The following is a 25,134-nucleotide window of genomic DNA, read 5'->3' on the forward strand; positions in this document are numbered from 1 at the left end:
CCTAGCGGCCCTTGAATTGCGGCTTGGTGCCAGCCTTGAAAGCCTCGACGCCGATCATATAATCCTCTGTCTGTCCCGCCTGGCGTTGAAGCTCGGCCTCGAGCCTCAGTTGCGCTGCAAGGTCATTGCCGGCGGAAGCGTTGAAAGCCTGCTTCATCAAGGCAAAGCTCTGCGTCGGACGCTGGGCCAGATCGGCGGCCATGGTTTCGACGGTGGAAAGCAGGACATCGTCATCGACAACATCCCAGATCATGCCCCAGTCCAATGCCTGTCCGGCCGAAACCGGTTCGGCCAGAATGGCGAGCGCACGGGCGCGGGCCTCTCCGATCAATCGGGGCAGGGTAAAGCTGCCGCCGGCATCCGGCACCAGGCCGATGCGGGAAAAGGACTGGATGAAGCGGGCCGAGCGGGCAGCAATCACGATGTCGCAGGCAAGTGCCAGGTTGGCACCGGCGCCTGCGGCCACACCGTTGACTGCGGCGAGGACAGGCTTTGGGGCCGAGCGGATCGCCATGATGAGTGGATTGTAATAGGTTTCGAGCGAAAGGCCGAGATCGGGCGCCTTGCCGGGCTCAAGTTTGCGTTCCTTCAGATCCTGTCCGGCGCAGAAGCCGCGCCCTGCACCCGTCAGAGCGATCGCACGGCAGTCAGGATCCGCTGCCGCGCTATCGAAAGCGGCTTTGAGTTCGCGATGGAGCGGAACGGTGAAGGCGTTGAGCTTGTCGGGACGGTTGAGCGTAATCACGACATAGCCGGGCTCGCGCCGGACCAGCACAACATCCTTTTCTTCGTGCGCTGTCATTTCCATTCGATATGCGCCTTGATCGACTGGGATTCGGCATCGATCCAGCCATATTTTGCAGCTGCCGTCACCATGGCATCGAAACCTTGTCGCCAGGTCCCATCCGGGTCGTCGCCAGCCAGGTCGATAACCGTCTGCTGATCGATATAGGCGTGATCGTCGGCGATATAGCGAATGCCGGCGATTGCCGGCTGCGAGCCGGCTTCAAGCTGCTCAAACTGCAGTTTGAAGGCTTTGAAATTGTCGCGCTCGTCGAGCGCCAGCGTCTCATCGCCAGATTTGCGAACGATCATTGTGCAGCCTCCCGGACTGAGTTTTCTTCGATTTCGGCAGCATCGCCGGCATTTCCGAACGCCGTCCAGCCCCCATCGACATAGAGAATGGCACCATTGATGTAGGAGGCATCGTCCGAAGTGAGGAAGATGGCTGCGTCGGCGATATCCTCGGGCTTGCCGAGCTCGCCCATCGGAATGCGCCGGCGGATCTTGCCGGAATCGATGCTGCCTGAGGCTTCCAGTGCCGCGACGCCGGGCGTGCGGATATAGCCCGGCGCGATCGTCGCGAGGCGGATCCCGTCCGGTCCGAGTTCGGCGGCGAGGCAGCGCGTAAGCATGTCGATGCCGGCTTTCGAGGCGCCATAGGCATGCCGTGGCGCAAAGGGCAGGAACGTGTTGATCGAACCGATATTCAGAATGACGCCGCCCGGCTTCGTCATGAACCGAAGCGCTTCGCGGGAGGCGAGGAAGGCACCCGTAAGATTGATATCGAGCAGGCCCATAAGATAGGCGCTGTCCTGCTCCTCCACCGGCATGAACCGGTCGGCAATTGCAGCATTGTTGATGAGCACATCGATGCGCCCATGGAGGGTCTTGATCGCTGCAAAAGCGTCGATAACTGCCTGCTCGTCCGCCATGTCCACCTTGAGCGACAGGCACCGGTCGCCAAGAGCCTTTTCGGTCTCGCAGAGTTCCGTCTCGTCGCGATCCAGAATGACGACCTTGTCGCCCTTTGCCGCAAACGCCATCGCAATCGCCTTGCCGATGCCGCGGCCGCCACCGGTCACCACAACAACCTTGAAATTGTCGGACGGTGCAGGCTTTCCCAGTTCGGCTGCGGGTGTGCCGGAAACCGGCGGATGCGCTTCGCCCGGCTGGTTGAAGGTTGCCCAGCCGCCATCGACCGCAAGCACGCTACCTGTCACATAACGCGCCTTGTCGGAGGCCAGGAAGCGGGCTGCGGCTGCGATCTCGTCCGGTCGGGCCATACGCCCCATCGGAATACGCTGGCGAACCTTCGAGAGGTCTGCCTTGCCGTCGCGTTCGAGCCCGGCCACCATCGGCGTGCGCACGTAACCGGGGGCCACGGCTGCGACGCGAATGTTGCGATGCGCGAGTTCGCAAGCCAGCGATTTGGTGATCGAAACCACCCCAGCCTTGGACGCAGCATAGGCGTTGCGTTTCGGGTTGGAAACGATACCGGCAAGCGAAGCGATATTGACGATGGCGCCACCTTCAGGGCCCATATGGCGCGCCACTTCGCGGGCGAGCAGCAATGGTCCGACAAGATTGACTGTCAGCGCGGCCCGGAAACCATCGGCAGTCGTGTCGACTGTCGCTGCCATGGTCGGTCCGAGTGCGGCATTGTTGACGAGTACATCAATGCGCCCGAAATGCTGGTGGATGGCCGCGATCGTGGCGACGATCTCCGCCTCGGAGCCAATATTGCAGGTAAAGGCTTCATGGTCATCCTTGTCCAGGCTCGAAAGGGCGCCATTGAGGTCGGTGCCCTCAAGATCGACGGCGGCGATGCGGAACCCGTCTTCGGCCAGAAGCGCACAGAGCGAACGGCCAATGCCGCCCGCAGCACCGGTCACGATCGCGACCTTCTTGCTCATCATCATTGTGGTCTCCTCCCGAATGACGATTAACCGGCCGGCTGCAAGCGTCTGAACAGACCGTCCCGATAAAGCAGGACATCGTGATCGACCGATGTAACGCCGACGACACGCCCGATATAAAGATTGTGGCTGCCCGATGGAATGCAATCCTCGACGACGCAATCGAAGGCCGCAACAGCGCCTTCGAGAACCGGCGATCCGGTCACCATCTCAGACCAGGTGGCACCGGCAAACCGTTCATCCGGGCTCAACTTGGATGTCGAAAACAGTCGGGCGATGTTGTGCTGCTCGTCGGTCAGCATGTTGATCGCAAAGGCGCCACGTGCCGCGATGATTGCCTCGGCGCTGGCATTGCGATTGACGCAGACGAGCATTGTCGGCGGCTCGGTGGATACCGAACAGATTGCCGTTGCCGTCAGTCCATTGCGGATGTTTCCGTTGCGGGCGGTGATCACGCCCACCGGAGAAGCGAGCTGCCGCATGGCCATCTTGAATTCGGCTGCATCGACATTGGCGGGTGCGTTTGTATCGGCTCCCTCATCTCGTCCGTGACTGCGGGCTTCCTGGCTGGCTGACATCGGTCTCTCCTCCGTTATTCCCGAGTCTTGCAGTTCGGGCTTGTCGCTTTTTGCAGTCTGGCCCATCCTGCCGTGAAATCAATCGCTTCAGATAGCTGAACGAATGATTCACGCATGTGAAGAGATTTCCCCTCCGGCAGCCGCAACAATCAGAGCGTCAAGCGGCCGGACACCCTGACCTTCCGGCATGACCATGACCGGGTTGAGGTCGATGCTGGCGATCGCATCGGCATTGGCCGCAGCGAAATGGGACAATCGGGAAAGCAGCTTTGCCAGCGCTGCAACATCTGAACGCTGGGCACCGCGCACGCCTTCCAGCATCGCATAGCCGCGAATGTCGCGGATCATGCGCATGGCCTCGTCCTCGTCGAAAGGTGCGGCACGGAACGTCACATCCTTCAGCACTTCCACGAAGACGCCGCCAAGACCGAACATCACCACCGGCCCCATGACCGGATCGTTGAAGACGCCGACGATCGTTTCGACGCCGCCGGAGATCATCGGCGCCAGAATGACACCATCGAGATGCGCGTCTGGCGCTTTTTCTCGGACCGATGCCAGCATCTTCGTCATCGCCTCGCGAACGGCCTCCGGCGATCGGAGATTGAGCGCGACACCGCCGACTTCCGTCTTGTGCGGCAGATCGGCCGACGCGATTTTCATAACAAGCGGATAACCGACAGTGTCTGCCGCTGCAGTCGGGTCTTCGCCCGGCGCCACAAGCCGCTCTTCCGGGAACGGAATTCCGGCGGCAACAAGAATAGCCTTGGCTTCATGTTCGCTGATCGCGCGTTGTGGAATGGCCGCCGGTGCCGCTAGGGCGTTGGTTCGTTTCGTAGCCTTGGCAAGGTCGAAATTCTGGCGGAACTTGACTAGCGCGCCGAGCGCGTTCGTCAACGCGGTTCCGTCCTCATAGATCAGGAAGCCCTTCTCTTCATAGGAGCGGACGATTTCGGTCGGCGCCGTCATGGTCACGCATTTGATGCAGTCCTGCTTGCCGGCGGTGGCATCCTCCAGCGCCTGCCGCAGCGAGGCGGCAAAGGTGGGGCTGGCCGGACCGCTGCCGAAGATACCGGCGAACATGTCATAACCGCCCTTGTCGAGCATCGCATCGATAAAGCGGGTCATCAGCGGCAGATCGGTCAGCGCCTGTGCGGTTGCATCGACCGGATTGCGTGGCGATGCGTAAGGCAGCATTTCCTTCAGTTCGGTCTGCGCGTCCTCGGGCATGGGCGCGACATCGAGACCGGCATCGGCCGCGTCATCGGCCATCTGGATGCCGAAGCCGCCGGACAGCGTGAAAATACCGAGCCGGTTGCCGCGCGGAAAGATCCCGCGCGAGGCGGCATAGGCCACGTCCAGTTGTTCTGCCGTCGTAGCAGCACGATAGACGCCATATTGGCGCAGCACGGCATCGAAGACAGCATCCGAACCGGCGAGTGCTGCTGTGTGGGAACTGACGGCATGCTGGCCCACTTCCGAACGGCCGACCTTCATGAAGACGATCGCCGTTTCGCGCTCGCGTGCGATCTCGAGAGCTTCGATGAACTTGTCGCGGTTGCGGATTCCTTCCGCATAGGCCATCACGACATTGACGTCGGGCTGGGCGACCACCCAGTGAAGGGCTTCTGCCACATCGATATCGCATTCGTTGCCAGTCGTGACCCAATGGTCGATACCGAGGCCCCGCTGCCGGGCGAGATGGGTGATATGCGACCCATAGGCACCGCTCTGCGAGACGACGGAAACCGGCCCCGGCTGGATGAAACCGGTATCGAGGATGGCCGAGAAAGTGCCGTAGAAGTTTTGCCGCGTATTGAAGACGCCGAGGCAGTTCGGCCCGAGCACGCGCATGTTGGCTTCGCGCGCAATACCAGCGATGGTTTCCTGCATCACCCGGCCTTCATCGGACGTTTCGGCGAAGCCGGCGGAAAAGACGATGGCCGAACCGATGCCGCGATCGGCGCAATCCTGAACGGCCTGGACGGTCGCCGCAGCGGGAACTGCCAGAATGGCAACATCCGGAGATTCGGGAAGCGCCTGGATCGAAGAATAGGCCTGGAAGCCTTGAACGGTGTCTCGGTTCGGATTGACCGGATAGACAGCGCCAGCAAATCCGGCCTCCCTCAGATAACGTAAGGGCCGGCCGCCAATGCGGGCGGCATTCTCGGACGCGCCAACAAGCGCAATCGATCGGGGAGCGAGAAGGGAGGAAAGAGCGCTGGCAGTCATGGTTGGTCCATTTCAGTGCGGGGATTAGGCGCCGAAACGCTGTTCGGGAAGCCCCTTGACCCCCAATCCATCGATGGCAAACAGGCAGCCGCCGTGCGGATGGCGGGAAATTGCGCGGCCGGAGCCGGAATTCTTGATCGAGGTGACGAAGAGCGTCGATAGGTCTTCCCCGCCAAAGGCGAGGCAGGACGGCATGTCGGTCGGTGCATTGATCATGCGATCGACGATTCCCGCTGGCGAGAAGCGGGCGATCTTGCCGACCTGCACGAGGGCGACCCAGACATAGCCTTCGGCGTCGACGGTGGCGCCATCGGGTCCCGAACCGAACACTTCGGTGTCGACGAATACCCGCGGTTCGGTGAGCGGAACCTTTTCGGCGCAATATTTGTAAGCCCGGATCATGCGATCGAGGCTGTCGGAGAAATACATCGTGTCGCCGTTGGGGCTGAAGCAGAGCGTGTTCGAAATCCGGATACCATTGGCCAGGATATCGGTTTCGCCACTGTCGCAGACCCTGTAGAGCGCGCCGCGCGGATCGGCATGCACACCCATCGAGCCGCAGAGAAAGCGGCCGGAGCGATCGGTCTTGCCATCGTTGAAACGCACGAGCGGATCGGCCGGGACAGGCTGCACGATCGGCGTGAACGCACCGCTCTCGAGATCGAGCAGGAAAATACCGTCGGCAAGCCCGGTAACGAGCCGGTTGCCGGTCGCAAGACCGACGGAACCGACCATCGAGGGCGCCTTCCACTCGCGGAACGTTTGCGTCTGCGGCTCATAGCGGCGAATGAGGCAGGAGACACCATCCACCCAGTAAAGCCAGCCATTCTCGCTGTCCCAGACAGGGCTTTCGCCGAGAAGGTCCGGTTTGTCGGAGACGCGTGTGATCGCAAGCGACATGTCTGTTGCCCTGGAGAATTTAGGAAAGATTGGAAAGGTGCGAGCCGGCGGCAGGCAAACCCCGCCTGCCACCGGCTCCTGGGAGATTACTGCGACTTCAGCGCTTCGCAGGCGCTTTCCGAAGCCGGGCGCCAGGCGTCTTCAGCCGTAACGGTGCCGGTGATTTCGTAATAGTCGTAGGGATACTTCGATTCATCCGGCTTCTTGATGCGGGCCGACAGCAGCGGACGCATGACCTGTCCGTCGGCGCGGATGCTGATATCCTTCATTTCAAAGTCGTTGATCGGCGTCTCGCGCATCTTGGCCATGACGGCTTCACCGTCATCGGTTCCGGCTGCCTTGACGGCCTTCAGATAGTGATTGACGGCGCTATAGGTGCCTGCCTGGGCCTCGTTCGGGGCGCGATCGTTGAAGGCAGCCATGAAGCGCTTGGCGAAGGCGCGGGTCTCGTCGTCACGATCCCAGTAGAAGGGGGTCGAAAGACGGACATCCTGGAGAATGTCGAGGCCGATCCCGTGGGTCTGGTTGAGGAAGAGGCCGAGCGGCGCCATCTTCTGTCCACCTTCGGCAATGCCGAATTCCTGCGCCTGCTTCATGGCGTTGGCGAAATCAGCGCCGGAGTTGGCAAGCGCGATCACCTTGGCGCCGCTGGCCTGCGCCTGCAGCAGGAAGGAGGAGAAATCGGAGGAGTTCAGGGGATGCAGAACCGAGCCGAGAACCTTGCCGCCACCCTGTTCGATGAACTTGGTCGCGTCGGTCTGCCAGGCCTTGCCGAAGGCATAGTCGACGGTCACGAAGTACCAGGTGTCGAGACCCTGCGACAGCAGCGATTTCACCGTCGCCTTCGGCAGCGCGTAGGTGTCCTGCACCCACTGCGTGGTCATCGGCGTGCACTTGTCGTTGGTGAAGGCAGACGAAGCGGTGCCGGCCAGCATGTAGGGCTTCTTGCGATCCTTCATGATGTCCTGAACGGCGAGCGCGATCGAGGAGGCCGAGCAGCCGACAATCGTGTCGACACCTTCTTCGTCCACCCACTTCATGGCAGCGGCGACACCGACATCCGGCTTGTTCTGGTCGTCGGCAATCACGATCTCGATCTTCTTGCCATCGATCTCGCCGCCGGCATCTTCCACCGCAAGCTTGGCCGCAGCTACAGAGCCCGGGCCGCAATTATCCGCATAGGGACCCGACTGGTCGTTCATGACGCCGATGCGAATGACGTCGCCGGAAATTCCGGCAGCTGACGCAGGCTGCATGCCGCCCATCATGGTGGCGGCCATCAGGCCAGCTGTCAGTATGCGCATTTTGGTGCTTTTCATTTCTCTCTCCCATTGATGAACCGGGCGGTCCTCCAACCGTTGCCGGATTCGTTGCTCACAGTTTTACGCAGGCTTGAAGGCTGCGCAATTCAGGAAAATGCGAAGGTCATGCCGCCATCAACGAACAGCATATCGCCTGTCACGAAGCTTGACTCGTCGCTTGCCAAAAACACGGCTGCCTTGGCGATATCATCCGGCGCCCCCAGCCGGCCGAGCGGCACGCGCTGACGCCGACGCTCCCAGGCTTCTTCGGTGACGACGAGATTGGCGCCATCGGTTGGGGTCGAGCCCGGAGCGATGGCATTGACGCGAATGTTGCGCGGACCGAATTCCGCTGATCCGGAGCGCGTCATGCCTAGTACGGCAGCCTTGACGGCGCTGTACATGATGCCATGGCGCATCGCGATCATCGCCGAGGGCGATGCGATGTTGATGATGGACCCGCCACCTGCCTTGGTCATGCCGTCGAGCACGGCCTGGTAACCCCAGACGACACCCTTGAAACCGACATCGATCATGCGCCCGACCATCTCTTCGGTCTGGTCTTCGAGCGGTCCATAACGGTTCCACATGGCATTGTTGACGAGAATGGTCGGCGCGCCGACCGAAGCTTCAAGCACCGCAACGGCGTTGAAAACATCGTCACGCTTGGCAACATTGCCGACGATCGCAATCGCCTTGCCACCTTCCGCCTCGATTGCACGGACGGCATCGTTTGCGACTTCGTCCTTGAGGTCGAGAACGCCGACGATTGCGCCTTCGCGAGCGAAGGCGAGGCTGATGGCGCGACCGATTCCGCGTCCACCACCAGTGACGAGTGCGACCTGTCCGGCCAGTCTTTTCATGGTTTTCTCCTCCTGTCGCAGTGGCGGATCTCCTCCCGCCTCTGGGCCGCCGAATGAAAATTTCATCGGTGGACTTGACTGAACGCATCCTGTCACGCCAGCTATGAATTGAACAATTGCAATTCGTATGTGCGGCCCATTTTCATAAATGTGAAATTCGGACCGCTAGGGAGGAGGAACGACATGCAATCGTCGCAAGTGAAGTCCGCGATGCGCGCTTTGGAAATTCTTGAGTTTTTTAAAAAGGTTAGGCAGCCGCGAGCGATGTCCGAGATCGCCTCTGCCCTCGGCTATCCGCAGTCGAGCACCACGGTGTTGCTCAAGACACTCATCTCGCTTGGCTACCTGAATTTCGATCGACGGGAGCGACTTTATTTCCCGACGGTGAAAGTGACCTCGCTTGGCGATTGGGTGCCAAAGGCGCTTTTTGGTACGGGCCGCGTCATCGAGGCGATGAGGGACGTTCATGCGGCGACCGGCGAGACGGTGTCGATCAACACCAAGAACGACATCTACCTGCAATATGTGCAGATCATCCAGTCTGTGCATGCGCTCAGGTTTCATGTCGATGAAGGCGAGATGCGGCCGCTGACACGATCGGCCGTCGGCTGGCTGCTTATGTCGACCATGAACGACGATATGATCGACAATGTCATTCGCCGCGCCAATATCGCGACTGAAAAGGCGGCCGACCGGGTCAAGCTGCAGGACATGATGGAGAAAATCCGCTCCATCCGTGGCAAGGGCTATTGCTCGGCGGAGAACGTGCCTTTTCTGGGCGGGGGGACCATTTGCGTGCTCCTGCCGATCACCATCCAGGGCCAGCCGGTCGTTCTCGGCCTCGGTGGAGCGGTCGAACGCATTCGGCAGAACCATGACCGCTATCTTGCGGTGTTGCAGCGAGCGGCGAAGTCCATCGAGCCGCGTGATCCGTTCGATCAGCCGATCGAACTGGAGATCTGAACGAAAGTGCCCGGGCAATCCGCCCGGGCGTCTAACGTCGTATCGGCTTGCTCAGCCTTTCTGGTCTGCGACCACAAGAGGGGCTTGAGCATCGTTTGCCTTTGACTTGCGGTCTGACTTGAGCCGCCGGATGAGGGCCGCACTTTCTCCGACGAAGCCGCGGCGGAAGAAGACGATCACGACCAGCAGCACGACGCCCTGTGCAATCAGCGCCCATTCTCCCAGGCCGGCCAGAAGATCGTTCATCAGGATGATGATCGCCGCCCCGAACATCGGGCCGGTGAAGGTGCCAAGCCCGCCCAGCAGCGTCATCAGGATGACTTCGCCGGAAATCGACCAGGATGCATCGGTCAAGGTTGCGAACTGGAAGACGGTTGCCTTCATGGCACCCGCCAGTCCGGCGAGGGAGGCTGAGAGGATGAAGGCGACCAGCTTGAACCGTTCGGGCGTAAAGCCGAGCGATTCCACCCGCGGTTCATTGTCGCGAATGGCGCGCAGGATCTCGCCGAAGGGCGAATGAACGATCCGGTAGAAGGCGAAGATCGCAAGTGCGGTAAAGCCGAGGATCACGTAGTAGAAGCTGAAACTGTCCTTCACATCCACCAAACCGAAGAGCGCATTGCGTGGAATGCTCTGCATCCCGTTTTCACCGCCGGTAAACTCGGCCTGCAGCAGAATGAAATAGACGAATTGCGAGAAAGCCAGCGTGATCATCGCGAACTGGATCCCCTGCCGGCGGATCGAAAGCGCGCCGACGAGGAGGCCGAGAACCGAGGAGGCGAGCATGCCGATGATAATCGCAAGCTCAACCGAGATGGCAGTCGTCTTCAACACCTGACCGGTGATGTAGGCGGACATGCCGAAAAACATCGCATGGCCGAAGCAGAGTAGCCCCGCATAGCCCAGGAGCAGGTTGAAGGACGAGGCGAAGATGACGAAGCAGAGCACCGTCATCAACAGGATGGGATAGACGAAAAACGGAGCGACCAGTGCAAGTGCCGCAACCACGGCTCCGATCAGGATGGTTCTGTTCATGCCGTGCCCTCGCGATTGGACTGGAACATGCCGGATGGACGAAAGAGAAGGGCCGCCATCATGAAGACGAAAACGACCACGCTTGCCGCCTCGGGATAGATCGCCTTGGTCAGGCCTTCGACGAGGCCGAGCAAATAGCCGGTGACGATCGCGCCCAGGATCGAACCCATGCCGCCGATGACGACGATGGCGAAGACCACGATCATGACGCTCGACCCCATCGAGGGTGAGACCTGGTAGATCGGAGCAGCGAGTACGCCTGAAAGCGCAGCGAGGCCAGCGCCAAACCCGTAGGTCAGCGTGATCATTTTCGGAACGTTGATGCCGAAACTTTCGACGATCTGCGGTTTTTCATTGGCCGCACGGAGATAGGCACCGAGCTTGGTATGTTCGATGAGGTACCAGGTGCCGAAGCAGGTAAACAGCGAAAAGACGACGACCCAGATCCGGTAGTAGGGCACGAACATGAAACCCAAGCTGACCCCGCCCGGGATCGGATTTGCGTAGGGAATACCTGTGGCGCCGTACTTCTGCCGGATCAGGCCCTCGACGATCAGGGCAACCGCATAGGTCGCAAGCAGCCCGTAGAGATGGTCGAGATTCTGGAGTGGTCTGAGAAGGAAGCGCTCCATGACCATGGCAAGCACTGCCACGATCAGTGGAGCGATGACGAGCGAAGCCCAGTAGGGCACACCGACGGTGGTCAAGAGGAGCCAGGCCAGGAAGGCGCCGATCATATATTGCGCCCCATGCGTAAAATTGACGACGTTCATGAGGCCGAAGATGATGGCCAGGCCCATCGAAAGCATGGCGTAGAAGGAGCCGTTGATCAGGCCGAGCAGCATTTGCCCGGCAAGCAGTTGGACTGTCATGGTCAGACCCCCAGATAGGTTTTGATGCGGTCGGCAGATTTCTCGAGCTCTGCGGCGGTGAGTATGTCGGCAACCTTGCCGTTCTCGATCACCACATGCCGGTCAGCCACCCGGCGGGCAAAGCGCAGGTTCTGCTCCACCAAAAGGATCGTGTAGCCCTTCTCCTTGATCTTGAGGATCAGGTCGCGGATCTCCTGCACCACCACGGGCGCCAGCCCCTCGCTCGGTTCATCGAGCAGCAGCAGGCGTGATCCGTTGCGCAGGATGCGGGCGATCGCAAGCATCTGCTGTTCGCCGCCGGAGAGTTTGGTTCCCTGGCTGGATGCCCGTGCCTTGAGATTGGGGAATGTCGCGAGCAGCTCGTCCTCGCTCATGCCGCCCGGCTGCAGCACCGGCGGCAGGAGCAGGTTTTCGCGCACGGACAGCGAAGAGAAAATTGCGCGTTCTTCCGGGCAGTAGGCGATACCCTTGCGGGCGATCTCGAATGTCCGGCGGCCGATCAGCTCCTCGTTCTTGAAGCGGATCGAGCCGGTGCGCTTGCGCAGGAGGCCCATGATCGAGCGCAGTGTCGTTGTCTTGCCGGCGCCGTTGCGACCGATCAGTGTCAGCAGTTCGCCTTCGCGCAAATCGAAGGACACACCATGCAGGACCTTGGATTCGGCATACCAGGCATTGAGATTGTTGACCGACAGCATGACGGGTGCGGTTCCCGCTTGTGCGTTGGAAAGGGCGGCCTCACGCATCGTCTTCTCCCAGATAGGCAGTCCGGACCAGCGGATTGGCCGAGACTTCGGCATAGGTTCCGTCGGCGATGATCTGTCCGTGCTGCAAAACGGTGATGCGGTCGCAGAGTGTGGAAACGACCGACAGATTGTGTTCGACCAGCAGCACCGTTCGTCCGACAGCCACGCGGCGAATGAGATCGGTGATCGGCTCGATATCTTCATGACCCATGCCGGCGGTCGGCTCGTCCAGAAGGAGCAGTTCAGGCTCCAGTGCAAGCGTGGTGGCGATTTCGAGCGCCCGCTTCTTGCCGTAGGACAGTTCCGCCGCCGTGACGCCCTGGCTTGCGGACAGACCGACTTCGCCGATGAGCTCCAGCGCGCGCGCATTCAGACTGTCGATCGAATGGATCGAGCGCCAGAAATGATAGGACTTTCCATGCTTGGCCTGCAGCGCGACGCGAACATTCTCGAGCACCGTCAGGTTCGGGAAGGTCGCGGAAATCTGGAAGGAACGGACCAGGCCCCGCTTGGCGACGGCTGCTGAGCGCAGGTCGGAAATATCCGAACCATTGAACATGATCCGGCCGGACGAAAGCGCAAGCGCCTTGGTCAGGAGGTTGAAGCAGGTGGTCTTGCCGGCGCCATTCGGGCCGATCAGCGCATGGATCGAGCCGCGCCGCACAGCAAGATTGAGATTGCTGACAGCAAGAAAACCGCCGAAACGTTTCGAGACGTTTTCGGCGACGAGAATATTGTCTGTGGGCTGACCCGCAGCGGCTGGTATCGCCGAAGCTGCCTGTAGCATCTTTTCCTCCCAAATTCGTTTGACCGGGCCGGCACCTCCGCTCCGGCCCGGTTCGCCTCACTTATCCCGGCAGCGCCAGGACAGCCTTGGCGAGAATGTTGCGCTGGATTTCGTTCGACCCGCCAAAGATAGCCGGTGCGCGGGAATCGAGGAACAGGTTCATCGCATCCACATGTCCGTTGCCGGCCTCGAGATCGTCATTATAGCGGGCTTCTTCGCCGGCCAACATCAGCATCTCTTCGGTAATGCGCTGGTAGAGCTCGGTGGTGAAGATTTTCAGCATCGATACATCGGCACCAAGTTCGCCACCCGAACGCAGCACCTTTGCGTAACGCTCGAAGCTTGAACCGAGATCGTAAAGATCGAGCCGAAGCTTGGCATAGCGCGACAGAAAGGCCGGATCATCGAAGGCTCCGCGGGCCTCGGCAAGCTTGTCCAGTCGTCCCAGCGCATATTCGGGTCGCGTCGGGGCGCCAAGGAAGATCCGCTCATGCCCGAGCACGGATTTCGCCAGCGTCCAGCCCTGGTTGATCTCGCCGACGAGGTTTTCTGCAGGCACCTTCACATTGTCGAAGAAGACTTCGCAGAAATCGGTTTCTCCGCGCAGATTGGCGATCGGGCGGACCGTAACGCCAGGCAGCGTCATGTCGACCAGAAGCACCGAAATACCGCGCTGCGGCTTGGCTTCCTTGTCGGTACGCACAAGGACGAAGATCCAGTTGGCGCAATGGGCGAGTGTGGTCCAGATCTTCTGGCCATTGATGACGAAATGGTTGTCCTCGAGAACCGCCGATGTGCGAAGGCTTGCGAGATCGGAACCGGAGGAGGGTTCGGAATAGCCCTGGCACCAGATATGTTCGCCCGACAGGATCTTCGGCAGGAATTCCGCCTTCTGCGCTTCGGTGCCATACTGGATGAGCAGTGGCCCGGACAGGCCGATACCGTGATCGGGAATGCGAGGGCAGCCGAGACGGCCCCATTCCTCGACATAGATCATGTGCTTGGCGGGCGACAGCCCCATGCCACCATGTTCCTTCGGCCAGACCGGCGCGAGCCAGCCCTTCTTCGAAAGCGCCTGGTACCAGACCTTCACTTCTTCATAGAGCGGGCGTTGCTTGCGCATATAGCGCAGTTCGGCGGGGCAATTGGCTTCCACCCATTCACGGAAAATGGCGCGGAATTCCTCATCGGAAAGGCTGTTCCAATCCTCGACCATCAGATCACATCCTTGAAAACGGCCGGACGCTTCTCGATGAAGGCGCGCATGGCTTCCTTGGAATCTTCGTGGCGGGTCATTTCAACCGTCAGGTTCTGTTCGAACCTGTATCCGTCCCGCAGTGGCATGTGCTCGACCGTGTTGATCGCCCTCTTGGCGAGGCTGAGCGCCTTCGGGCTCTTGGAGGCAATGGTGCGGGCAATCTTCATCGCCTCTTCCATCAGGTTTTCGAGCGGCACGCAGGCCTCGATAATGCCGCGACGATAGGCTTCTTCCGCCGGAACCCGGTAGCCGGTCAGGATCATGCGGCGGGCCAGCGAATGCGGGAAAATCCGCATCGTGTGGCTGGCGCCGCCCATCAGGCCGATGTCGATTTCCGGCAGGCCGAAGACGGCATTCTCGGATGCGAGGATAATATCGGCATTGACGATCGGGCCCATGCCGGCGCCGAGTGCCGGGCCATTGACGGCGGCAATGACGGGCTTGGAGCATTCGAGAATGCAGTTGGCCACTTCACGGGTGCGGCGCAGATGCCGGTAGGTCTCGCCCTTGATGTCGCCGATATTGGCGCGGTTCTTGATATCGGCACCGGCGGAGAAGATCTTCTCGCGGCCGGTGATGACGATCACGCGCACATCCGGCGAGTCGTTGAGTTCATCGAAGACCTCGATCAGTTCCTCGGCAAAATCGCGCGAATAGGCGTTGACCGGAGCATTGTCCATCTTCACGACCGCAATATGGTCGGCGATTTCGGTCTTGATCAGATTGTTCTGCATAATTGTCTCCCTCGCTGCCTCAGGCAGCCCGTTCCAGCGATACGAACTGGCGGCGGAGCTTCTCCGCCTGGCCAAACATGGCGCCGAGATTGACGGCGCGTTTGAGATAAAGGCCGATGTCGCATTCGTCGGTGAAGCCCATCGCGCCATAGAGATGGATCGCCCGGCGGCCGATCAGGAAGGCGGCGTCGGAGGCGCGTGCCTTGGCAGCCAGGATCGCAAGCCGGGCAGCCTTTTCATCGCCTTCGCCGAGACGCTCGATGGCATTGACCACCGCAGATCCGGCAAATTCGGCTTCCGTCCACAGATCGACCAACCGATGCTGGATGACCTGGAAGCTGGCGATCGGCTTGCCGAATTGCACGCGCTCCTTGGTATAGTCGGAAGCCATCTCGAACGCCTTGCTGGCAATGCCCGACAGTTCGGCAGCAAGCGCCAGGCGGGCGAGGTCGATCGCCTTTTCGACAAGTCCGCCGAGATCGCCGCGCGCCAGGATGCGGGACATGTCGAGCCGGCATCCGGTGAAGATCAGGCTGCTGATCGTTGCACCGTCCACACCGGGTCGGTCGATGAGCTGCAGTCCCTGGCTACCTGCCGGTACGCTCAAGAGAAGATCCTCGTCGCCGAGACGGGCAAGGACGAGGAAATCGACCGCAGCATGCGCCGCTTCCACGAATTCGCGGCGACCATCAAGATAAATTGCGCCATCAGCAGCCCGGGCTATAAGTTTCGAGGCTTCGATATCGTCGGTGATCGCTGTTGCAATGATGGACGAACCGGAAACAAGGTTCGCGGCCAAACGCGAACGCTCCTCGCTATCCTGGCTGCCCGCAATCAGCGCGCTTGCGAGAACCGAAGCGGTTGCCATCGGTGCGGTCACGAGCGCGCGTCCCAGCGCTTCGCTGATGACGGCCTGTTCGCGAATGCCGAGACCAGCGCCGCCGAGCGCTTCCGGAAGCATCAGGCCAAGCCATCCGGCCTCAGCCATTTCCTGCCATTGCGCCTTGTCCATGTCGCTTTCCGCAGTGCGGATCGACCGCACGGTCTGCGGGCCGGGGCGTCCCTCAGCAAAGGCAGCCACGCTTTCGCGCAGCATGGCAATCACACCATCATCGTCATCCAAAACCATTTGGGGCATCAGTATCTCCAGTGTTCCAGCGGTTGGTCCGCATGCCGGTCGCGGTGGGCCGGTCGGTCAGTTCTTGAAAGTAAAGTCCCGGAACTGCTCGCGCAGTTTGGTCTTCTGCAGTTTTCCGGTGGCCGTGTGCGGCAGTTCGTCAACGAAGACGACATCATCGGGAAGCCACCATTTGGCGACGCGGCCGGCGAGGAAATCGAGGATTTCCGGGCCGGTTGCAGTGCTATCGGCCTTGGGCACGACCAGAAGCAGCGGTCGTTCCTGCCAGCGCGGATGCGGTAGCCCAATGACGGCAGCCTCCTGTACCGCAGGATGGGCAACGGCTGCATTTTCAAGATCGATCGAGGAGATCCACTCGCCGCCGGATTTGATCACATCCTTGGAACGATCAGTGATCTGCACATATCCGTCCGGATCGATTGCGGCGACGTCGCCGGTCGCAAACCAGCCGTTCTCGTCGAGCACTTGACCGCCTTCACCCTTGAAGTAACCGGACGTGACCCAGGGGCCGCGCACCTTCAGATCGCCGGTCGCCTTGCCATCATGCGGCTGGGCAACGCCATCGCCATCGGTGATCTGCAATTCGACGCCATAGATTGCCCGACCCTGCTTGGTGCGGACGGAAATCTGGTCGTCGATGCCGAGCGACTGGTGTTTGGGCAGGAGATTGCCGATCGTGCCGAGCGGGCTGGTTTCACTCATACCCCAGGCATGCAGCGTTTCGGCACCCAGCTTTTGATGCAGCTTCTCGATGACGGCACGCGGGGCAGCCGAGCCGCCGATCACCACGCGCCGGATCTTGATCTGGCCGAGATCGAGAGCCGGGTTTTCCTCGATATATTTCAGGAGACCAAGCCAGACGGTCGGAACGCCGAGCGACATCGTGCATTCTTCGGCGCTGGCCAGCTCGAACAGGCTTTTGCCGTCGAGCCAGGGGCCCGGCAGCACCACTTTTGCGCCGCACATGGCCGATGCATAGGGAATGCCCCAGGCATTGACGTGGAACAGCGGCACGGCCAGCAGAACGCTGTCGCGGCTCGACAGCTGCAGCCCGTCGCTGGCGCAGGCCGTAAAGGAATGCAGGACGGTCGAGCGATGGCTGTAGAGGACGCCCTTGGGATTGCCGGTCGTGCCCGACGTATAGCAGAGCGACGAGGCTTCCGTTTCGGGGAATTCCGGCCAGACGAGATCATCGGCTTCGGCGGCCACGAGATCCTCGTAGCAGAGGCACCCTTCAAGACCAGCCGGCATATGGGCGCGATCGGTCATGGCCACCAGCGTCTTCGCCGTCGTCAGGCTCGGCCACAGCTTTGCGACCAGTTCGGCGAAGGTGATGTCGAAGAAGAGAACGCTATCTTCGGCATGGTTGACGATATACTCGATCTGCTCGGCAAACAGCCGCGGATTGACCGTGTGCAGAACGGCGCCGATGCCCGAAACGCCAAAATAGAGTTCCATATGGCGATGGGTGTTCCAGGCAAGTGTGCCGACCCGGTCACCCGGCTTGACGCCCAGCCCGATAAGGGCCTTTGCGATCAGTGCAGCACGCGAACGCAGGGTCCGGTAGTTGCTGCGGACGGTTTCGCCTTCGCAGGTCCGGGAGACGATTTCGACAGTGGGGTGGAAACGAGCGGCATGTTCGATCAGGGTCGAAATAAGCAGCTGCCGCTCCTGCATCAAGGCGCGCATGAAACCTCCCAAATTACGCTTCGAGGACAGCTCCTCCAGCCGTCCGTTCTTGCCCTTGATGGTCGTCAGCCACTTGCCACTTGTCAAATCAAACTCATTCTCGAAGCTTAAATTCACAAGCGTGAAGTTTTCGGCGAAACGACGACCTCTTCCGTGGCCGGTTGCGGCCCGTCGTCGGGGCGATCCCAGAGCATAGAGGCTGGTCTGTCGGCTTGCCGGGAAGCCTGGAAATGCGGGGTTTCGGGATGGATATGGCGATAGCCGGTCCAGTTGTTCGGCCTCGCCCGAAGATATTGCGGCGGGTAGTCGACATCGACGCCGAGCGCCGCAGCCGCATGAAGGCCCCATCGCGGGTCGTCCAGCATGGCGCGGCCGATGGCGACAAAGTCGGCACGCCCTTCGGCGATGATCGCCTCTGCCTCTTTCGGCTGTCCGATCATGCCCACTGCCATCACGGTCAGCCCGGTTTCTCGACCGACCCTGGTCGCGAAGTCCACCTGATGTCCGGGGGAAGCCGGCGGTATCTTGATGCCCGGCGCAATGTTGCCGGCCGACATGACGCAATAGTCGATGCCGATCGCCTTGAGCTTTCCAGCAAGGACAACAGCATCGTCGAGCGTCAGCCCGTCCTCGTGCCAGTCGGTACTGGTCAACCGAAAGCCGAGTGCCTTCTCTTGCGACCAGACTGCGCGCACGGCTGTGGCGATTTCGAGCGCCAGGCGCATTCGGTTTTCCGGCGAACCGCCATAGGCATCCTCCCGCCGGTTGGTGAGGGGTGACAGGAACTGGTGGATCAGATAGCCATGGGCCGCGTGGATTTCGACGAGATCGAAGCCGGCCCGGTCGGCGCGGACGGCGGCAGCTGCAAAGCTGTCGATAATGCGCCCGATATCCGCATGGCTCATGGCTTGCGGCACTTGCCAATCCTTGTCGAACGGCTCCGATGAAGGGCCGCAGACCGGCCAGCCGCCCTCATCCATGGGCAAGGGCTCGCCCTTCCATCGCTCTGCAATCGAGCGGGTCGAAGCCTTGCGGCCGGCATGCTGCAGCTGGATCCCGATCTTTGCGGAGGAGAGCGGACGCACCTGCCGTACGAGTTCGGCGAGGGCTTCCTCCTGAGCGTCGCTGTAGAGGCCGAGGCAGCCCAACGTTCCGCGTCCCTGCGCATCAACGCCGGTTGCTTCCATGATCACTAAACCGGCTCCGGACATCATCAGATTGCCGATATGGATCAGATGCCAGGGCTGCGCGATCCCATCCCGGGCGCTATACTGGCACATGGGCGAGACGACGATACGGTTGTTCAGCTGCAGCCCGCCAAGGCGGGCCGGCGAAAAGAGTGCGCTCATGATTTTCCTCCCAATTCGATCCCATCATGCCGGGGACGTGAGAGAAGGGAAGACGAGCGCCTCAAGCCCCCACTTTTTCATGGATGTGAAAAGGTGTCCGATCTTGCCGTTTGCTTTGACCGCCGGGGAGCGCCCCTCTTAAGGTGCGCTGCTTTTTGAATGCGGGAGGAGACCATGCCGGACAACAACGACAAGCTGACCGAACTCGTGGACCGTGAGGCGATCCGCGATTGTCTTTATCGTTATTGCCGCGGCATCGACCGGGCGGATGAGGCAGCACTACGCTCCTCCTACTGGGAGGATGCCACCGATCAGCACGGCCCCTATAACGGCTCGGCGACCGGCTTCATCGATTGGGCTTTGACTTCTCTGAAGAGCTACGAACGCTCCATCCATCAGATCACCAATGTGCTGATCGAATTCCAGGCTGATGGCGCGATCGTGGAATCGCAGTTCACCGCCTATCAACGCTCGCCGAATGCAAGCGGCACCCTGCAGCAGTTCTTCCTGATGGGGCGTTATGTCGACTGGTTCGAAAAGCGGAATGGCGAATGGCGCGTCGCCCGCCGCAAGGTCATCTATGACTGGGTAGAAGAACAACCTTTGCCGGCTGAAAGCGAGGCGAAACGCTTCGGTGTTCGCCAGCCGATTGGCGCCCAATGGCCGCATGATCCGGTCTATGGCCTGCTCGCCAAATCTGCCTGAACCCGTCTTGCAGAAATCTCCACGAGAAAAACCGGCCACTGCAATGGCCGGTTTTTCGTTTGTTGATACATGGACGAAAGCTGTGCTTCAGCGGGGCGGCGCCATTCCTCCCAATGGAACGACGCCGCCGCTTGGGAGGATTACTGGTTCACGGCAATCTTGGTCGGCTGCGACAGGGCCTTGTTGACGGCCGGGATAATCTTCTCGCCCCAGAGTTCGATCTGGCGCAGCATGGTCTTCTGGTCGAAATCGCCCAGCTGGGTCTGGACGGCGATCTGGTCCGGCTTCAGGACCTCGATTTCTTCCAGCAGCTTGTCGATCACGTAGTTGACGCTGCCGACAGGCAGGTTCTTGCGCAATGTGTCGAACGACAGATCCTGTTCGGTCGGCGTTTCGCGGAGCAGATAGCCGTCCTCGCTCTGCTGCTTGCGCTTGTGGAGGGCCTCCGAAAGCCGACGCTGGAAGCGGGCATTGTCGAGATAGGAGTTGATCTCGGCCTCATCGTCGCTGGCGTAGCAGCAGCGAAGGAGGGCCACCTTGCGATCGCTTACCACCTTGCCTTCACTGCTGGCAGCTTCTTCCAGCATGCCGCGCAGGGTCCGGACCTGATCGGTGCCGCCATGGAAGGCGGTGACGAACAGATTGTGGCCTTCGCGATAGGCGCGGCCCATGGAACGCGGTGAACCGGCTGCGATCCAGATCGGCGGCGTCGGCTGCTGGACGGTGCGAACCGAGATTGCCGTTGGCGGAATCTTGATGTGCTGGCCATCATGTTCGAAGATCTTCTGCTTCAGGCCCTTGAGCAGGATATCGAAATATTCCGAGAAGACGACCGGTGCCTCATCGACATTGACGCCGAAACGCTCGAACTCGAACTGCTGGTAGCCGGAGCCCACGCCGAGCTCGAGACGACCGCTCGATACGATGTCGGCAAAGCCGATTTCCGACAGCAGGCGCTGTGGCTGGTAAAGCGGCAGAACGCAAACGGCGGTTCCGAGGCGGATCGTCTTGGTGACGCCAGAGCAGGCCGCAACCATCATCAGCGGCGAAGGCACGAGGCTGTAATTGTTGAAATGGTGTTCCGCAAACCAGGCGGCGTTGAAGCCGGCCTTCTCAGAGGTAACCGTCTGTTCGATCGAGTTGCGGATGACTTGGTCTGATGTCTGGTGGTAGCCGCGCTGGGCCGCAAGAATGAAAGTTCCGAATTCCATGTCATGATCCTCCTTGTTCGGCCGGCTTAAAGGTCAGCCTTGCGGCAGGGCGATGCCATGCCGGTTGTGAATGGTCTTGATGTTTGGGGTGGGTCGACCGCCGGCTACGGCCGACATCGCGCTTGATCTGGCGTTCCGCGGCTCCTGCAATCGAGTGCAAAGACATCCCTGTCTGCATGATCAGCAGTTTGGTTGACGCCGCAGGCGCCGTCGGTGCGGCGCAAATGCTATTTTGCGAAATCCATTTGGTATCTCTCCTCCTCTTCCTCACCAAAAGAGTAATGGAGGTACCGACGCCTGCCCAGTCTTTTCCTATATGTGTGGTGCAATTTCAGAAATGTGAAGTTCTGGAGCTCCGATCCCGGATCATTGCCTGAGCGGACGAACCGGAGTTTCACCGGAACAGGCCGAATACCGGTTTGGGGCCTACTTTTTCTGGGTAAGAACGTCGCGCGCGCCAATTCGCTCTTTTCGGCGGAAGATTTTTCCGCCATGACTTGCCCGAAACAAACTAGGGCTTGGTAATGGCGACTTTCGACGTCCTGACGATTGGAAATGCAATCGTGGATATTCTCTCACGTTGCGAGGATGACTTTCTCGTCGACAATGGAATCGCCAAGGGCGCCATGAACCTGATCGATGCAGACCGCGCCGAACTTCTCTATTCGCGCATGGGGCCGGCGATTGAAATGTCGGGTGGTTCCGCCGGAAATACGGCGGCCGGCGTCGCAAGCTTCGGCGGCAAGGCCGCCTATTTCGGCAAGATTTCGTCCGACCAGCTTGGCGAGATCTTCACCCACGACATGCATGCCATCGGCGTGCATTTCGGAACCGATCCGCTCAAAGGCTTTCCGCCGACCGCGCGATCGATGATTTTCGTGACGCCGGATGGCGAACGCTCGATGAACACCTATCTCGGGGCCTGCGTCGAACTGGGCATCGAGGATGTCGATGCGGCTGTGGTTGCCGAATCCAAGGTCACCTATTTCGAAGGCTATCTCTGGGACCCGCCGCGTGCCAAGGAAGCCATCCGCGAATGCGCCCGGATTGCGCACGCCAATGGCCGCGAAATGTCGATGACGCTGTCGGACTCGTTCTGTGTCGACCGTTACCGGGATGAGTTCCTCGAACTGATGCGCAGCAAGACGGTCGATATCGTCTTTGCCAATCGCCACGAAACCCTCTCTCTTTACCAGACCTCCGATTTCGATCTGGCGCTGACGCTGCTTGCGGCAGACAGCAAGCTTGCCGTCGTGACGATGGGCGAGGAAGGCTCGATCATCCTTTCGGGTGACCGTCGCATTCGGGTCGATGCCCTCAAGATCAACAGCGTCGTCGATACGACCGGTGCGGGTGATCTTTATGCCGCCGGTTTCCTCTTCGGCTATACGCAAGGTTTTGAACTGGCCGATTGCGGGCGGCTTGGCAGCCTTGCTGCGGGACTGATCATCCAGCAGATGGGTCCACGCAGCCTGACGCCGCTGCGCCAGGCCGCTGTCGAGGCCGGTATTATTTTGTAAAGGCTTCGCCGGGATAGGCGCCCCAGATTTCGGCCTGGTTTACCCAGCCGTCGGTTCCATCGGTTTCGCCATGGCACCAGTCGCCATTGCATTCGGTTATTTTGAGCACGACGCCCGGCTGGAGCTTGGCGACGATGCTGGCGCCGTCGCGCGGATCGCTGCGCATGTTGACGAAGATATTGTCGCCCTTGCCCTTCATCCAGGGTGCGGCGATTGCGGCGCGTTCGCCGGAAAGAAGCGAGTGGAAGACCCAGCCCTCGGCGCCGTCGGCATCGCGTACGCGGCGCCAGTTGTCGAATTCCTGGATCACTTCCACCGGCAGACCGGGCTTCAGGAACATCCAGGAAACCGCATAATCCTTGCTCGGGCCGACGCGCAGGTTGACCTTCTTGGATTTCAACGACACAAAACGCGGCAGCGGCGGCTTGTTGGCGCTCTGGGCCATGGCCATGCCGGCGGACAGCGAATAGCCGATCGCAAGCGCAACCGCGATCAGTTTCGCCTTGATGGGTGCTCGGAAATATCTGGTCTCGTTACGCAAACTCATGATCGATCCCCATTCAGCCGCAAATATGTGGAATGACATCCGATGGTTGCCGAGTTCGTCCGGGGGCGGATTGTCTTCGCACGCGCGTCTGATTATGAATAGGCTTACCGGCGCCCAGTGTCGCCTAACTTGGTTAACGGGCGGTCAACATCCGGAGCAAAAGACGGCATGACGAACAAGAAAAAACCGACAGTCTATATTACACGCACCTTGCCGGATGTCGTGGAAACCCGCATGCGCGAACTGTTCGATGCCGAACTGAATGTCGATGACCGGCCGCGCAGCCGCGCCGAACTCGAAAATGCCGTCGCGCGCGTGGATGTGCTGGTGCCGACGGTCACCGATCGTATCGATGCGGCCCTCATCGAGGCAGCCGGTCCGCAGTTGAAGCTGATCGCGACTTTCTCCAACGGCACCGACCATATCGACATAGAGGCGGCATCGCGGCGCGGTATCACCGTCACCAATACGCCGAACGTGCTGACGGAAGACACCGCCGACATGGCCATGGCGCTCATTCTCGCCGTGCCGCGCAGGCTCGCCGAAGGCGCCCGCATCCTGACCGATCGCAAGGGCGATTGGGAAGGTTGGTCGCCAACCTGGATGCTGGGTCATCGCGTCGGCGGCAAGCGGCTTGGCATCATCGGCATGGGCCGCATCGGCACCGCCGTTGCCCGGCGCGCCAAGGCTTTCGGCCTTTCGATCCATTACCACAACCGCAATCGCGTCAGCCTGCAGACCGAGGAAGCACTGGAAGCGACCTATTGGGACAGTCTCGACCAGATGCTGGCTCGCGTCGATATCGTTTCGATCAACTGCCCGTCGACACCGGCGACCTATCACCTCATGTCGGCCCGCCGGTTGGCCCTCATGCGACCGGGAAGCTACATCGTCAACACCGCGCGCGGTGGCGTCATGGATGAGACGGCGCTGATCAAATGCATCCGTGAAGGATCGATTGCCGGTGCCGGTCTCGACGTGTTCGAGAACGAGCCCTTGGTCAATCCCAAGCTGCTCAAGCTCGCCCATGAAAACAAAGTGGTGCTCCTGCCGCATATGAGTTCGGCCACCATCGAGAGCCGCATCGAGATGGGCGAAAAGGTGATCATCAACATCCGAACCTATTTCGATGGCCATCGTCCGCCCGACCGCGTCCTGCCCGGACGCAACTGATCAGTCCTTGCGGCGGTAGCGGATCGTGTCGAAACGGGCCGCCAGCGCGTCATACATCAGCAATCGTCCCACCAGTGGTTCGCCTGCGCCGGTGATGAGCTTGATGGCTTCCATACCCATCAGCGTGCCGATGACGCCGGTCAGGGCTCCGATGATGCCGGTTTCGGCGCAGGCGGGCAGCATGCCCTCCGGTGGGATCTCGGGAAACAGATCGCGATAACGCGGGTTCGGTTTACCGTCCTTGTTCAGCTCGTAGGGCTTGAGCACCGTCACCGAGCCATCAAAGCGCCCGACAGCGCCGGAAACGAGCGGCACCTTCAGTTCTTCGGCAATGTCAGCGGCAAGGTAACGGGTGGCGAAATTATCGGATCCATCGACGATCAGATCGTGATCGGCGGCAAGTTCCATGGCATTTTCCGCCGTCAACCGAACGGCCATGCCAAAGACGTCGACATGCGGATTGACGGCGCGAATGCGCGCCTTGGCACTGTCGACCTTGGCCTGGCCGATCGTCTCTGTCGTATGGATCATCTGGCGTTGCAGGTTGGAAAGCGAGACAATATCGTTGTCGACGATCGAGATCCGCCCAATGCCGGCACCGGCGAGATATTCGAGCACCGGCGAACCGAGCCCGCCGGCACCGATCACCAGCACCCGAGAAGCCTTGAGCTTCTGCTGCCCCGATCCGCCGATCTCGGGCAACAGGATGTGACGCATATAGCGGGAAAGCTCGTCTTGGCTAAGAGGGTCGGCGGCAGCGTCGGTCATGGGTCTATCCATTGGTTGGCCTGGCCGAAGCAATAGCAGCCTTGGCCATAGGTCTCCAGACCGGAAGCG

Annotated in this window: 24 protein-coding genes; 4 read left to right on the forward strand and 20 right to left on the reverse strand. The window is 60.5% G+C overall.

All coding sequences use genetic code 11. The features are described 5' to 3' along the window. Nucleotide 1 precedes the first annotated feature (1 nt). From paaG to Q4481_RS13985, 8 genes are all read right to left on the reverse strand, one after another. Nucleotides 2-808, reverse strand: a complete 807-nt coding sequence (gene paaG / locus Q4481_RS13950; protein WP_304377003.1) for a 2-(1,2-epoxy-1,2-dihydrophenyl)acetyl-CoA isomerase PaaG — start codon at nt 806-808, stop codon at nt 2-4. Further along, nucleotides 799-1,095, reverse strand: coding sequence for a hypothetical protein (locus Q4481_RS13955; protein WP_304377004.1), 297 nt, complete (start codon nt 1,093-1,095; stop codon nt 799-801). Before Q4481_RS13955 ends, paaG begins: the two co-directional genes overlap by 10 nt. Beyond that, nucleotides 1,092-2,702, reverse strand: coding sequence for a glucose 1-dehydrogenase (locus Q4481_RS13960; RefSeq protein ID WP_304377005.1), 1,611 nt, complete (start codon nt 2,700-2,702; stop codon nt 1,092-1,094). Before Q4481_RS13960 ends, Q4481_RS13955 begins: the two co-directional genes overlap by 4 nt. A gap of 23 nt (nt 2,703-2,725) precedes the next feature. Beyond that, entirely contained in the window at nt 2,726-3,277 is a 552-nt protein-coding gene (locus Q4481_RS13965) for a flavin reductase family protein (RefSeq protein ID WP_304377006.1), read from the reverse strand. Between the two features lie 108 nt (nt 3,278-3,385). Further along, a complete protein-coding gene (locus Q4481_RS13970) occupies nt 3,386-5,509 on the reverse strand; it encodes an acetate--CoA ligase family protein (protein ID WP_304377007.1) in 2,124 nt (707 codons plus the stop codon). Between the two features lie 24 nt (nt 5,510-5,533). Then, nucleotides 5,534-6,409: an SMP-30/gluconolactonase/LRE family protein gene (locus Q4481_RS13975; protein WP_304377008.1), complete on the reverse strand. Its 876-nt coding sequence runs from the start codon at nt 6,407-6,409 to the stop codon at nt 5,534-5,536. A gap of 86 nt (nt 6,410-6,495) precedes the next feature. After that, nucleotides 6,496-7,713, reverse strand: a complete 1,218-nt coding sequence (locus Q4481_RS13980) for an ABC transporter substrate-binding protein (RefSeq protein ID WP_377352879.1) — start codon at nt 7,711-7,713, stop codon at nt 6,496-6,498. Between the two features lie 104 nt (nt 7,714-7,817). Then, complete coding sequence (locus tag Q4481_RS13985; RefSeq protein ID WP_304377010.1) at nt 7,818-8,573, reverse strand: SDR family NAD(P)-dependent oxidoreductase; 756 nt, start codon at nt 8,571-8,573, stop codon at nt 7,818-7,820. Between the two features lie 210 nt (nt 8,574-8,783). Here Q4481_RS13985 and Q4481_RS13990 point away from each other — a divergent pair, with 210 nt between their 5' ends. Next, nucleotides 8,784-9,536, forward strand: a complete 753-nt coding sequence (locus Q4481_RS13990; RefSeq protein ID WP_304377181.1) for an IclR family transcriptional regulator — start codon at nt 8,784-8,786, stop codon at nt 9,534-9,536. 51 nt (nt 9,537-9,587) lie between these two features. On the opposite strand, the gene Q4481_RS13995 is transcribed toward Q4481_RS13990, so the two are convergent. The 9 genes from Q4481_RS13995 to Q4481_RS14035 all read right to left on the reverse strand — a co-directional run bounded on the left by Q4481_RS13995 (nt 9,588) and on the right by Q4481_RS14035 (nt 19,141). Then, on the reverse strand, nt 9,588-10,571 hold the full coding sequence (locus Q4481_RS13995; RefSeq protein ID WP_304377011.1) for a branched-chain amino acid ABC transporter permease: 984 nt from the start codon (nt 10,569-10,571) through the stop codon (nt 9,588-9,590). After that, complete coding sequence (locus Q4481_RS14000; RefSeq protein WP_304377012.1) at nt 10,568-11,443, reverse strand: branched-chain amino acid ABC transporter permease; 876 nt, start codon at nt 11,441-11,443, stop codon at nt 10,568-10,570. The genes Q4481_RS13995 and Q4481_RS14000 overlap by 4 nt, the downstream gene beginning before the upstream one ends. A gap of 2 nt (nt 11,444-11,445) precedes the next feature. After that, nucleotides 11,446-12,186, reverse strand: coding sequence for an ABC transporter ATP-binding protein (locus tag Q4481_RS14005; protein ID WP_304377013.1), 741 nt, complete (start codon nt 12,184-12,186; stop codon nt 11,446-11,448). Further along, nucleotides 12,179-12,973: an ABC transporter ATP-binding protein gene (locus Q4481_RS14010; protein WP_304377014.1), complete on the reverse strand. Its 795-nt coding sequence runs from the start codon at nt 12,971-12,973 to the stop codon at nt 12,179-12,181. The genes Q4481_RS14005 and Q4481_RS14010 overlap by 8 nt, the downstream gene beginning before the upstream one ends. A gap of 61 nt (nt 12,974-13,034) precedes the next feature. Beyond that, complete coding sequence (locus Q4481_RS14015; RefSeq protein ID WP_304377015.1) at nt 13,035-14,189, reverse strand: acyl-CoA dehydrogenase family protein; 1,155 nt, start codon at nt 14,187-14,189, stop codon at nt 13,035-13,037. Next, nucleotides 14,189-14,965, reverse strand: a complete 777-nt coding sequence (locus Q4481_RS14020) for an enoyl-CoA hydratase/isomerase family protein (protein ID WP_304377016.1) — start codon at nt 14,963-14,965, stop codon at nt 14,189-14,191. Before Q4481_RS14020 ends, Q4481_RS14015 begins: the two co-directional genes overlap by 1 nt. 19 nt (nt 14,966-14,984) lie before the next feature. Next, the gene (locus Q4481_RS14025) at nt 14,985-16,103 is read right to left on the reverse strand and encodes an acyl-CoA dehydrogenase family protein (RefSeq protein WP_304377017.1); all 1,119 of its coding nucleotides are present in this window, start codon (nt 16,101-16,103) and stop codon (nt 14,985-14,987) included. Between the two features lie 57 nt (nt 16,104-16,160). After that, on the reverse strand, nt 16,161-17,792 hold the full coding sequence (locus Q4481_RS14030; protein ID WP_304377018.1) for a long-chain-fatty-acid--CoA ligase: 1,632 nt from the start codon (nt 17,790-17,792) through the stop codon (nt 16,161-16,163). Nucleotides 17,793-17,905: 113 nt separating this feature from the next. Next, the gene (locus Q4481_RS14035; RefSeq protein ID WP_304377019.1) at nt 17,906-19,141 is read right to left on the reverse strand and encodes an NADH:flavin oxidoreductase/NADH oxidase; all 1,236 of its coding nucleotides are present in this window, start codon (nt 19,139-19,141) and stop codon (nt 17,906-17,908) included. Nucleotides 19,142-19,315: 174 nt separating this feature from the next. Between Q4481_RS14035 and Q4481_RS14040 the strand changes: the two genes are divergently transcribed. Continuing rightward, nucleotides 19,316-19,846 carry a nuclear transport factor 2 family protein gene (locus Q4481_RS14040; RefSeq protein ID WP_377352727.1) on the forward strand — a complete coding sequence of 177 codons (531 nt, stop codon included), beginning with the start codon at nt 19,316-19,318 and terminating at the stop codon, nt 19,844-19,846. A gap of 140 nt (nt 19,847-19,986) precedes the next feature. Here the strand turns inward: Q4481_RS14040 and Q4481_RS14045 are convergent, their stop codons facing one another. Further along, nucleotides 19,987-21,057 carry an LLM class flavin-dependent oxidoreductase gene (locus Q4481_RS14045; RefSeq protein ID WP_304377021.1) on the reverse strand — a complete coding sequence of 357 codons (1,071 nt, stop codon included), beginning with the start codon at nt 21,055-21,057 and terminating at the stop codon, nt 19,987-19,989. Nucleotides 21,058-21,581: 524 nt separating this feature from the next. Between Q4481_RS14045 and Q4481_RS14050 the strand changes: the two genes are divergently transcribed. Beyond that, on the forward strand, nt 21,582-22,577 hold the full coding sequence (locus tag Q4481_RS14050) for an adenosine kinase (RefSeq protein WP_304377022.1): 996 nt from the start codon (nt 21,582-21,584) through the stop codon (nt 22,575-22,577). Here Q4481_RS14050 and Q4481_RS14055 read toward each other — a convergent pair. Beyond that, on the reverse strand, nt 22,567-23,124 hold the full coding sequence (locus Q4481_RS14055; RefSeq protein WP_304377023.1) for an SH3 domain-containing protein: 558 nt from the start codon (nt 23,122-23,124) through the stop codon (nt 22,567-22,569). The two genes, Q4481_RS14050 and Q4481_RS14055, sit on opposite strands and share 11 nt — an antisense overlap. 168 nt (nt 23,125-23,292) lie before the next feature. Between Q4481_RS14055 and Q4481_RS14060 the strand changes: the two genes are divergently transcribed. Next, nucleotides 23,293-24,297: a 2-hydroxyacid dehydrogenase gene (locus tag Q4481_RS14060; RefSeq protein ID WP_304377024.1), complete on the forward strand. Its 1,005-nt coding sequence runs from the start codon at nt 23,293-23,295 to the stop codon at nt 24,295-24,297. On the opposite strand, the gene Q4481_RS14065 is transcribed toward Q4481_RS14060, so the two are convergent. Further along, complete coding sequence (locus Q4481_RS14065) at nt 24,298-25,077, reverse strand: molybdopterin-synthase adenylyltransferase MoeB (protein WP_304377025.1); 780 nt, start codon at nt 25,075-25,077, stop codon at nt 24,298-24,300. Nucleotides 25,078-25,134 lie beyond the last annotated feature (57 nt).

The sequence above is a fragment of the Fluviirhizobium alvei genome (genome assembly GCF_030551875.1).
In the GTDB taxonomy this organism is placed as follows: domain Bacteria; phylum Pseudomonadota; class Alphaproteobacteria; order Rhizobiales; family Rhizobiaceae; genus Rhizobium_E; species Rhizobium_E alvei.

Excerpts from the sequence above, each read along its gene's own strand:
- paaG (WP_304377003.1), bottom strand. The coding sequence starts at position 808 with ATGGAAATGACAGCGCACGAAGAAAAGGATGTTGTGCTGGTCCGGCGC.
- Q4481_RS13955 (WP_304377004.1), bottom strand. The coding sequence starts at position 1,095 with ATGATCGTTCGCAAATCTGGCGATGAGACGCTGGCGCTCGACGAGCGC.
- Q4481_RS13960 (WP_304377005.1), bottom strand. The coding sequence starts at position 2,702 with ATGATGATGAGCAAGAAGGTCGCGATCGTGACCGGTGCTGCGGGCGGC.
- Q4481_RS13965 (WP_304377006.1), bottom strand. The coding sequence starts at position 3,277 with ATGTCAGCCAGCCAGGAAGCCCGCAGTCACGGACGAGATGAGGGAGCC.
- Q4481_RS13970 (WP_304377007.1), bottom strand. The coding sequence starts at position 5,509 with ATGACTGCCAGCGCTCTTTCCTCCCTTCTCGCTCCCCGATCGATTGCG.
- Q4481_RS13975 (WP_304377008.1), bottom strand. The coding sequence starts at position 6,409 with ATGTCGCTTGCGATCACACGCGTCTCCGACAAACCGGACCTTCTCGGC.
- Q4481_RS13980 (WP_377352879.1), bottom strand. The coding sequence starts at position 7,713 with ATGCGCATACTGACAGCTGGCCTGATGGCCGCCACCATGATGGGCGGC.
- Q4481_RS13985 (WP_304377010.1), bottom strand. The coding sequence starts at position 8,573 with ATGAAAAGACTGGCCGGACAGGTCGCACTCGTCACTGGTGGTGGACGC.
- Q4481_RS13990 (WP_304377181.1), top strand. The coding sequence starts at position 8,784 with ATGCGCGCTTTGGAAATTCTTGAGTTTTTTAAAAAGGTTAGGCAGCCG.
- Q4481_RS13995 (WP_304377011.1), bottom strand. The coding sequence starts at position 10,571 with ATGAACAGAACCATCCTGATCGGAGCCGTGGTTGCGGCACTTGCACTG.
- Q4481_RS14000 (WP_304377012.1), bottom strand. The coding sequence starts at position 11,443 with ATGACAGTCCAACTGCTTGCCGGGCAAATGCTGCTCGGCCTGATCAAC.
- Q4481_RS14005 (WP_304377013.1), bottom strand. The coding sequence starts at position 12,186 with ATGCGTGAGGCCGCCCTTTCCAACGCACAAGCGGGAACCGCACCCGTC.
- Q4481_RS14010 (WP_304377014.1), bottom strand. The coding sequence starts at position 12,973 with ATGCTACAGGCAGCTTCGGCGATACCAGCCGCTGCGGGTCAGCCCACA.
- Q4481_RS14015 (WP_304377015.1), bottom strand. The coding sequence starts at position 14,189 with ATGGTCGAGGATTGGAACAGCCTTTCCGATGAGGAATTCCGCGCCATT.
- Q4481_RS14020 (WP_304377016.1), bottom strand. The coding sequence starts at position 14,965 with ATGCAGAACAATCTGATCAAGACCGAAATCGCCGACCATATTGCGGTC.
- Q4481_RS14025 (WP_304377017.1), bottom strand. The coding sequence starts at position 16,103 with ATGCCCCAAATGGTTTTGGATGACGATGATGGTGTGATTGCCATGCTG.
- Q4481_RS14030 (WP_304377018.1), bottom strand. The coding sequence starts at position 17,792 with ATGCGCGCCTTGATGCAGGAGCGGCAGCTGCTTATTTCGACCCTGATC.
- Q4481_RS14035 (WP_304377019.1), bottom strand. The coding sequence starts at position 19,141 with ATGAGCGCACTCTTTTCGCCGGCCCGCCTTGGCGGGCTGCAGCTGAAC.
- Q4481_RS14040 (WP_377352727.1), top strand. The coding sequence starts at position 19,316 with ATGCCGGACAACAACGACAAGCTGACCGAACTCGTGGACCGTGAGGCG.
- Q4481_RS14045 (WP_304377021.1), bottom strand. The coding sequence starts at position 21,057 with ATGGAATTCGGAACTTTCATTCTTGCGGCCCAGCGCGGCTACCACCAG.
- Q4481_RS14050 (WP_304377022.1), top strand. The coding sequence starts at position 21,582 with ATGGCGACTTTCGACGTCCTGACGATTGGAAATGCAATCGTGGATATT.
- Q4481_RS14055 (WP_304377023.1), bottom strand. The coding sequence starts at position 23,124 with ATGAGTTTGCGTAACGAGACCAGATATTTCCGAGCACCCATCAAGGCG.
- Q4481_RS14060 (WP_304377024.1), top strand. The coding sequence starts at position 23,293 with ATGACGAACAAGAAAAAACCGACAGTCTATATTACACGCACCTTGCCG.
- Q4481_RS14065 (WP_304377025.1), bottom strand. The coding sequence starts at position 25,077 with ATGGATAGACCCATGACCGACGCTGCCGCCGACCCTCTTAGCCAAGAC.